Raw genomic sequence first — 8,151 nt, 5'->3', positions numbered from 1 at the left:
GTCTGCGGCTCGTCGTTGCAATCACCAACTTCGAACGAGGAAACGATCCGGGCTGTGAGAAGCTATGAGATGGATTCTATGACACGCTCATTGGTGTTCGGTTAAGCTCAAACCGACGGTTCTGAGGGGTTTGAGAATCGGTCGATTCCACCGCGTACGCCCGACTCAGGCAGCCTTGAACCATACAGAATATTACTGTGGGTATTAACCGAACACGGATGCTGGCGGTACTATGAACCGACTGAGACGACTGCGGCCCTCCTCGAAACTCTCGACGACCTGCGGGGTGCCCATGAGTAACGATACTGAGACGGTGGCCGGTGACCGCGACCCTGAGGAGGCACGGAAGATGGTACGTGAACGCTACGGCACTATCGCTACGCATGGACAGGACTGCTGTGGCGACATCGGTATTGATGTCACCGATGAAGGAGGGTGCTGTGACGGAAATGAAGACGCGACCGGGAGCGAACGCCTCGGGTACAATACGGACGATATCGCATCGGTCGCCGACGGCGCAGATCTCGGTCTCGGATGTGGCAACCCGAAGGCGTTCGCCGAGATGGCGCCCGGCGAGACAGTGCTCGACCTCGGCTCCGGTGCGGGCTTCGACTGCTTCCTCGCCGCACAGGAGGTCGGCCCGGACGGAGCCGTCATCGGTGTCGACATGACACCAGAGATGGTCTCGAAAGCGAGGGAGAACGTCGCGAAGAACGACCCCGACAACGTCGAATTTCGCCTCGGCGAAATCAGCCATCTTCCCGTTGCCGACGCGACCGTCGACGTCGTCATCTCGAACTGTGTCGTCAACCTCGCTCCCGAGAAGCAACGCGTGTTCGACGACGCCTACCGCGTTCTCAAGCCCGGCGGGCGCGTCGCCATCTCAGACGTCGTCCAAACCGCGCCGTTCCCCGACGATGTCAAGATGGACCCGGACTCGCTAACTGGCTGTGTCGCCGGTGCATCAACCGTTGCAGGTGTTGAAGCGATGCTCGACAGTGCCGGCTTCGAAGCAATCGAGATAGCGCCCAAGGATGAGAGCACCGAGTTCATCAGTGATTGGGACGCCGATCGCGATCTCGGTGAGTATCTCGTCTCTGCCACTATCGAAGCCCGGAAGCCTCCACAAAACCCCTAAATTACCGAAAATCACTGACAGGCTTGTCCAGAAGAGAATTTTGCGATTGGAGGGACGAACGAATCCTCTTATTACGTCTACGCTACGGTTCGTCCGGATAGAACTCGTCGAACAGCGCCTTGACGCGTTGCTCTATGTCGTCACGAATCTCGCGGACAGTGTCAAGGTCTTGCCCGTGCGGATCGTCTAACGCCCAGTCTCGAACGTCGACGTTCTCGGCGTCCAGTTCTAGCGTCGAACAGCCCATTGTGGCGACGACATCGCACGATTCGAGCTCGTCAGTCGAGACCTCCCGAGGCGTTCGGTCAGAGAGGTCGATGTCTCGTTCTTGCATGACCGTGATCACTTCCTCGTGGACGCGTTCAGCGGGGTGTGTACCGCCGGTGAGAATCTCGAGATTATCCCCTAATTCTCGGAGATCACGTTCTCGCTCGGCGAACGCAGCTGACATCTGGCTTCGCCCCGCATTCTGTACACACACAAATCCAAACTTCGCCGGTGACGCTGTATTCATAGATAAACTCATCTTTTATACCATTTTAAGTGCTCCTATGAGGATTATTTTCCAATATATACCTCTCTTTAGCCATCATGTCGAACGCTGGTTATTACCGACTGCTGACGGCTAACTCGAAAATATCGTCCGACCGATCGACGGGAGTTAGTTCATCAACGGGCCGTGTTGGTCGCTCCTGTTTACAATCGTAGCTCCCGCGATCCATCCAGGGCGATGAGGACAGCATTGGCGCGCGCTGTCGCACGATATTTTCGCCACTTCCCCTCTTTTCGGCGAGTGATCAGTCCAGCATCGGTGAGCTGTGACAGGGCGTGACTGATCGCGCTGTCGCTAACATCGAGCAGCGGCGCAAATTCGCAGACGCAGAGTTCCTCGCCAGCGACGTGGAGGATACGAACAATCTTGTACCGGGTCTCGTTCGCGAGCGCCGATAGCAACCCGACATCTTGGTCCAGCGCTGGCCCACCCGCGGCCGCATCAATTTCTTCGAGTTCCGCCAGACGCTGGGAGACCTCCTCATCACCACACCCACCCCGTTCGTCGGCAAGATACCGCTGTAGTCGCTCAGTCGATGACATACACATCGATTGAGCAGATAGTGGATTAAGCATTGTGGAGCGGCTCGCGAACTGCGTGTAGTCCACTGACGATCAATCATTTTAGGATTCTATAATATGGCATCAGAAATACTCTGGAAGCAATCCTCTATTTTGACGTGTTACCACATCCTAAACGCTGCATATGTTCTGAATCACGCGTTGGCTACGTCCGTTCTGATCCGAAGAGCTTATGAGTATGATTGAATAATTGTTCAATTGAATGCGAGGCAAAGTCGTCCACCCCATCATCGATGGTAGCCGCATTGTCGGCCAAACAATTGAGCGAACAATCCATTTTCATCAATGACTGAACTCACCCTGTACGAGGAGGCGATGTGTTGCTCCACCGGCGTCTGTGGTCCTGACCCCAACGAAGAACTCGTTGAACTCAGTGCCGTCCTCGACCAACTCGAATCGGAATTTGAGGACATCGACGTCTCGCGAGCGAACATGCAGCACAACATCGACCAGTTCCTCGAAACGCAGCACATCTACGATCTGGTCGAAGAACACGGCCCCTCGGTCCTGCCGATCACCGTCGTCGACGACGAGATCGTCGCCAAGTCCGAGTACCTCTCGTACGACGAACTCGCGGCAGCACTCGAAACCACCACCCAGACACAAGAGGCCTAGCGCATGAGCACAACGCCCACCGACGCGCGAGCGATCGTCGAACCGACAAGTGATGAGACCGAATTCGTCTTCTTCAGCGGCAAAGGCGGCGTCGGCAAGAGCACCGTGAGTTGCGCGACGGCGACCTGGCTCGCGGACAACGACTACGAGACGCTGCTGGTGACGACCGACCCTGCGCCGAACCTCTCGGACATCTTCGGGCAGGAGATCGGCCACGATGTCACCACAATCGACGACATTGAGAACCTCTCGGCCATCGAGATCGACCCGGACACGGCGGCCGAGGAGTATCGACAAGAGACGATCGAACCGATGCGACAGTTGCTCGACGACGAGCAACTCGAAACCGTCGAGGAACAACTCAACAGCCCGTGTGTCGAAGAGATCGCCGCCTTCGACAACTTCGTTGACTTCATGGACAGCCCCGGGTACGATGTGGTCGTCTTCGACACGGCGCCGACCGGTCACACGATCCGATTGATGGAGCTCCCCTCCGACTGGAACGCTGAATTGGAGAAAGGCGGCTCGACCTGCATCGGGCCGGCAGCCTCGATGGAGGAGCGCAAACAGGACTACGAGCGTGCCATCGACACGTTCCAAGACGACGAGCGGACTTCATTCGCGTTCGTCGGCAAGCCCGAGGTCTCTTCGATTGACGAGATCGAGCGCAGTGCAAGCGACCTCGGCGAGCTTGGGATCGAGTCCCAACTGCTGATCATCAACGGGTATCTCCCCGAGTCGGTGTGTGAGGATCCGTTCTTTGAGGGGAAGCGAGAAGACGAGCAGGCTGTTATCGAGCGCGCACGGACGGAGTTCGGTGCCGACGCGATGGCGACGTACCCACTCCAACCGGGCGAAATCGCAGGGCTTGAGCTACTCGCAGATGTCGGTGGCGTCCTGTACGACGGCGACGAGGCGACCGTCGATGTCGGGACGGCGACTGACGTAGACGCTGAAACCGCGGTCGACTTCGAGTCGATGGCTGACGCTGAGGCGGTCGTCGACCAGCTTCAACCGGGCGACGAGACGCGGTATCTCTTCTTCACCGGGAAGGGCGGCGTCGGCAAGAGTACGATCGCCTCGACGGCGGCGACGAAGCTCGCCGAAGCTGGCCACGAAACGCTCGTCGTCACAACTGACCCGGCCGCCCATCTTGAGGACATCTTCGGCGAACCGATCGGCCACGACCCAACATCGGTCAGCCAGGCGAACCTCGATGCGGCGCGGATTGACCAAGAGAAAGCGCTCGAGGAGTACCGCACGCAGGTCCTCGACCACGTCACCGAGATGTACGAGGACAAGGAGGACATCCAGATCGACGTGGACGCGGCGATCGCGAACGTCGAAGAGGAACTGGAATCGCCGTGTGCCGAAGAGATGGCCGCCCTCGAGAAGTTCGTGAGCTACTTCGACGAGGACGGCTACGACGTCGTTGTCTTCGACACCGCCCCCACAGGACACACGCTCCGACTGCTCGAACTCCCCTCCGACTGGAAGGGCTTCATGGACCTCGGGTCGCTGACGAAGGGCGCCGCGCCTGCAAAAGGCGACCAGTACGACGAGGTCATCGAGACGATGAAGGACCCTAAACAGAGTACGTTCGCGTTCGTGATGTACCCCGAGTACACCCCGATGATGGAAGCCTACCGGGCCGCTGCAGATCTCGAAGATCAAGTCGGAATCGAAACCTCATTGGTGGTCGCAAACTACCTGCTCCCCGAGGAATACGGCGACAACGCCTTCTTCGAGAATCGCCGCGCCCAACAGGCGGAGTACCTCGGTGAGATCAGCGATCGGTTCGACGTGCCGATGATGCTCGCTCCGCTGCGCCAAGACGAGCCGGTCGGACTGGACGAACTACGCTCGTTCGGTGAAGAGATCACCGGGCTGGACGACATCACCGAGGAGACTGAGGCGGAGGTGACGGCGTCGTGAGCGAAGCCGTGTCGGAAACGACAGCCGTCGAGGAGTCACTTCAGGCATTCATCGAGACGCTCCGCGACTCAGCGACCTATCAACAGTTCGTGGACGCGAACGAACAACTCGAGGCCGACGAGGAGGCAAAGTCCCTACTCGAAGCGTACCAAGAAAAACAGCAGGAGTTGCAGGCGGACGAGTTCGATTCGTCGATCATGAGCGAATTACAGGAGCTACAATCCGAGGTCTCGAACAACGATACCATCCAACAGCACCGAGCAGCACAAGAGGAACTCGTTGCCCTCCTTGAGGAGACGAACGACGTCATCAGCGAACAAATCAGGCAGGAGTTCGCGCAGTCTCTTGGGGGCGGATGCTGTTGAGCGCCTCTGACGATGAAGTTCTGACCGTCGCTGAAGCGCTCGGTGAAGACCTTGATGTGGCACAATCGGAGGTAACGGCTGACGAGTTCGAGTCGCTGCTGATCGAGTGCAACGAAGCGATCAACGACGGGATTGGTCTCGAGTACGGTGAGGTCTGCGGCGCTGGAAGCGACTGCTGCTAACACCAGTTTTGGTGTTTTCTCAGTATTTCTATATGGCTTCGACCTCTGCGTCCCGGCGTGCTATTTTCAGACAAATCGCACAACGAGCGCACGTTGAGTGGCCAACCATTGGTGTTCGGTTAAGCTCAAACCGACGGTTCTGAGGGGTTTGAGAATCGGTCGATTCCACCGCGTACGCCCGACTCAGGCAGCCTTGAACCATACAGAATATTACTGTGGGTATTAACCGAACACGGATGGTGGCCAACATATGATTCGACACCGATCTATGATCGCACCTCACTTGCCGGATTACGCTCGGACGTTCAGATCGTCTCAGAAACCTGGTTTACGCATCTCGACCATGATTCGGTTGAGCAGTTCGTCCTCGTACTTCCATTGGCCTACTTCAGCTTCGAGGCTCACGATTGCTATACACGCTCGACACGCTACGAGATGGACTCCCTCTTTCGGGTGTTCGTCCTGAAGGAGCTCCACGGGTTGGAGCACGAGACAGCACTGTACGAGTACCTAGAGAACCGTCCTGTACTCTGTGATCGACTGGGTTTCGAGACGATCCCAGAGCAGTCAACACTATGGCGGAGCTGGCATAAGCGGTTCACCCCTGACCTCCGAGAGACTGTCGAAACGGCGGCTCGAACGATCCTCATCAAAGCCCAGAATGCAGGTGTAGGGATTCCGCGTGAACCGGAACGAAAGCTTCGGCACCACGGTGACGAGTCTGGTGAGTTACAACCAGCCGATCAAACCACGTTGGAGCAGGCAGAGAAGATCACCGACCACGTCAGCCGCATCGTGTTCCCGGCGTTTTCGCTGGACCGTGGGGACGGCTGTGAGATAGACGAGAACGCCTACTGGGACCTACAGACGTATCTCGGGTTGCGCGAGCGGCTGGCTGCGAACGAAGGAGCCCGCAGTTTCATTCATGAGTCAACGCGGGATCGGACACCACTCGGACATGCTCATCGCGACCACATTCGAAATCTCTCTATCCAACAGATTCGCGAGATGTACCGACAGGCGGTCCGACAGCTCATCAACGAACTCGCAGAGACGGAGGAGTTCTACCGAGCCGGAATCGTCGCCATTGACATCACCGAAGCCGACCCCTTCACAGGCGACCGCACCGGCCACGAGGACGAGATCATCGGTACGAAAGAACAGACCGACGAGTACGCGTACCAGTGGGCGACCATCCAGTTAGTCGGCAACGCTGTCCCGCTGGTTCTTGATGCCCGCCCGGTACGAAAAGGCGAGTCACGATTGGAAATCGTTGAGGACTTGCTGGATTCGGCTGAAGAGCTCGTTCACGTTGATAATGTCCTGATGGACCGGGAGTTCGATAGCCAGCACGTTCTGGAGATGATTAGCGGACGTGGGCTCTCTTACGTCGTTCCGAAGCGGATGCAGACGAGCGAGAAAGCCCAGGCAAAGCGGTTGCTCCAACGGGAACAGGACCGGTACGAGACCGACCGGAAGCTCCACCTCGACAAGAACGAGTGGCACGAGACGACGCTAATCTACCGCTGGAAAGAGAATTCCGAGCACGACGACCACCGGCAATACTCGGTGTTCATGACGAATTGCGGGAGTGGGCACCTTACTGAGTACGGGTATCGGTGGGAAATCGAGAGCGGCTACAGATCGATAAAGCGGTTCATGGCGGCGACGACGTCGAAGGATTTCGGGCTACGGTTCTTCTACTTCGCATTCGCCTGCCTGTTGTACTCGATCTGGCGAGCCGTCGATCTGCTCGTGCAGGTTGAGTTGACTGGTGAGTACGAACATTCGCCGATCGTAACAGCCGACAATACGCTCACGCTGCTAAAGAAGGAGACCGGAATCGGATAGGGAGATACTCTGTCCGGGGCAATACGGATTCCTGAGTGGCAACGCTATCGGGGATCTTGGAAATTCACCGGCCTAGTTGGTAGTACGACACGAGAAGACTATCGAGAGTAGATCCGAAGCAGCTTCGCCTCGGAAATTCGCTCGAAATCACGCATCACAGCACCGCTAAACCCGGTGTAGTCTCAACTTCCCCAGTGCAAGCAGAAGTTGCGACCGGTACTCACAATGCATACGATCTGCCTCTTCGAAAACGTGGCGTGATGACTGACCTAGCCGAGGTCCGTCTGCTTAAATCGTCTATAGCCTACGTAGGCCGTCCCACCAGCGAATATGAGGACGATAAAAACGCTATACACGACGAGAGGGAGTGTCATATCTGACGAGATACTCCCGGTTGCAGTCTGCAGTGCTTGAAGCACCCGGCGAAGAGCAACAATCGGATTGATACCATCTATGTACTGGAACCAAACCGGGCCGATTTCATTCGAGGTGTAGGCGCTTTGTGGTGTGGTGAACTGACCAGTGAAGACGAGCCCAATCAACGGTCTGACGACGGCTCCCCAGAGACCATTGTCAGTACTAAAGAGTAGATATGCCCCAAGAATTACTGCTAACGCGCGATAACGCGACGAGACCATCGCCGAAACACCAACAACGAATGTCGTCCAGACGGCTCCAACGAGCAGAATCCATCCAGCTCCGACGAAGAACGACATCAAATGCGGATTGCCTAAGCGCACCAGAACGATCACTTCTGTGAGACAGAGTACGGCGGTAATCGCTCCGGTAACAATTCCTACTCTAGCGAATAGCTTTCCGACCACAAGATCACGACGAGTCCCAGAGGGTGTCATAGAAGAGTTCTCACACCGTGATCACGGTACTTCCCGGATTGTCTCCACGTTCGTAGTTGGTGATTGCGACGACGAGG

9 protein-coding genes are annotated in these 8,151 nt (G+C 56.9%); 6 read left to right on the top strand and 3 right to left on the bottom strand.

Annotation, left to right across the window (positions count from 1 at the left end; translation table 11 throughout):
- Window positions 1–292: 292 nt before the first annotated feature.
- Window positions 293–1,138, top strand: a complete 846-nt coding sequence (locus AM590_RS18370; RefSeq protein ID WP_058828740.1) for an arsenite methyltransferase — start codon at window positions 293–295, stop codon at window positions 1,136–1,138.
- An 82-nt stretch (window positions 1,139–1,220) separates the two neighbouring features.
- On the opposite strand, the gene AM590_RS18365 is transcribed toward AM590_RS18370, so the two are convergent.
- Both AM590_RS18365 and AM590_RS18360 read right to left on the bottom strand, forming a co-directional pair.
- Window positions 1,221–1,652, bottom strand: a complete 432-nt coding sequence (locus tag AM590_RS18365) for a low molecular weight phosphatase family protein (RefSeq protein WP_058828739.1) — start codon at window positions 1,650–1,652, stop codon at window positions 1,221–1,223.
- A 182-nt stretch (window positions 1,653–1,834) separates the two neighbouring features.
- Complete coding sequence (locus AM590_RS18360) at window positions 1,835–2,233, bottom strand: metalloregulator ArsR/SmtB family transcription factor (protein ID WP_058828738.1); 399 nt, start codon at window positions 2,231–2,233, stop codon at window positions 1,835–1,837.
- Between the two features lie 324 nt (window positions 2,234–2,557).
- Here AM590_RS18360 and arsD point away from each other — a divergent pair, with 324 nt between their 5' ends.
- From arsD to AM590_RS21205, 5 genes are all read left to right on the top strand, one after another.
- Window positions 2,558–2,887 (top strand): arsenite efflux transporter metallochaperone ArsD, encoded by a 330-nt coding sequence (arsD, locus tag AM590_RS20630; protein WP_058828737.1) that lies wholly within the window; start codon window positions 2,558–2,560, stop codon window positions 2,885–2,887.
- Window positions 2,888–2,890: 3 nt separating this feature from the next.
- Window positions 2,891–4,822 carry an arsenical pump-driving ATPase gene (gene arsA, locus AM590_RS18350; RefSeq protein ID WP_058828736.1) on the top strand — a complete coding sequence of 644 codons (1,932 nt, stop codon included), beginning with the start codon at window positions 2,891–2,893 and terminating at the stop codon, window positions 4,820–4,822.
- The gene (hcsL, locus tag AM590_RS18345) at window positions 4,819–5,187 is read left to right on the top strand and encodes a halo-CC-star protein HcsL (RefSeq protein WP_058828735.1); all 369 of its coding nucleotides are present in this window, start codon (window positions 4,819–4,821) and stop codon (window positions 5,185–5,187) included. The genes arsA and hcsL overlap by 4 nt, the downstream gene beginning before the upstream one ends.
- Window positions 5,178–5,369 carry a halo-CC-star protein HcsS gene (gene hcsS, locus AM590_RS18340; RefSeq protein ID WP_058828734.1) on the top strand — a complete coding sequence of 64 codons (192 nt, stop codon included), beginning with the start codon at window positions 5,178–5,180 and terminating at the stop codon, window positions 5,367–5,369. The genes hcsL and hcsS overlap by 10 nt, the downstream gene beginning before the upstream one ends.
- 264 nt (window positions 5,370–5,633) lie before the next feature.
- On the top strand, window positions 5,634–7,220 hold the full coding sequence (locus tag AM590_RS21205; RefSeq protein WP_157575487.1) for a transposase: 1,587 nt from the start codon (window positions 5,634–5,636) through the stop codon (window positions 7,218–7,220).
- 269 nt (window positions 7,221–7,489) lie between these two features.
- Here the strand turns inward: AM590_RS21205 and AM590_RS18330 are convergent, their stop codons facing one another.
- Entirely contained in the window at window positions 7,490–8,074 is a 585-nt protein-coding gene (locus AM590_RS18330) for an ABC transporter permease subunit (protein ID WP_082677770.1), read from the bottom strand.
- Window positions 8,075–8,151: the final 77 nt, after the last annotated feature.

Source organism: Haloferax sp. Q22, from assembly GCF_001482285.1.
Classification (GTDB): domain Archaea; phylum Halobacteriota; class Halobacteria; order Halobacteriales; family Haloferacaceae; genus Haloferax.
Note: the sequence above shows the minus strand (reverse complement) of the source record. Positions and strands in the feature narration are given on the sequence as shown.

Excerpts from the sequence above, each read along its gene's own strand:
- AM590_RS18370 (WP_058828740.1), top strand. The coding sequence starts at position 293 with ATGAGTAACGATACTGAGACGGTGGCCGGTGACCGCGACCCTGAGGAG.
- AM590_RS18365 (WP_058828739.1), bottom strand. The coding sequence starts at position 1,652 with ATGAATACAGCGTCACCGGCGAAGTTTGGATTTGTGTGTGTACAGAAT.
- AM590_RS18360 (WP_058828738.1), bottom strand. The coding sequence starts at position 2,233 with ATGTCATCGACTGAGCGACTACAGCGGTATCTTGCCGACGAACGGGGT.
- arsD (WP_058828737.1), top strand. The coding sequence starts at position 2,558 with ATGACTGAACTCACCCTGTACGAGGAGGCGATGTGTTGCTCCACCGGC.
- arsA (WP_058828736.1), top strand. The coding sequence starts at position 2,891 with ATGAGCACAACGCCCACCGACGCGCGAGCGATCGTCGAACCGACAAGT.
- hcsS (WP_058828734.1), top strand. The coding sequence starts at position 5,178 with ATGCTGTTGAGCGCCTCTGACGATGAAGTTCTGACCGTCGCTGAAGCG.
- AM590_RS18330 (WP_082677770.1), bottom strand. The coding sequence starts at position 8,074 with ATGACACCCTCTGGGACTCGTCGTGATCTTGTGGTCGGAAAGCTATTC.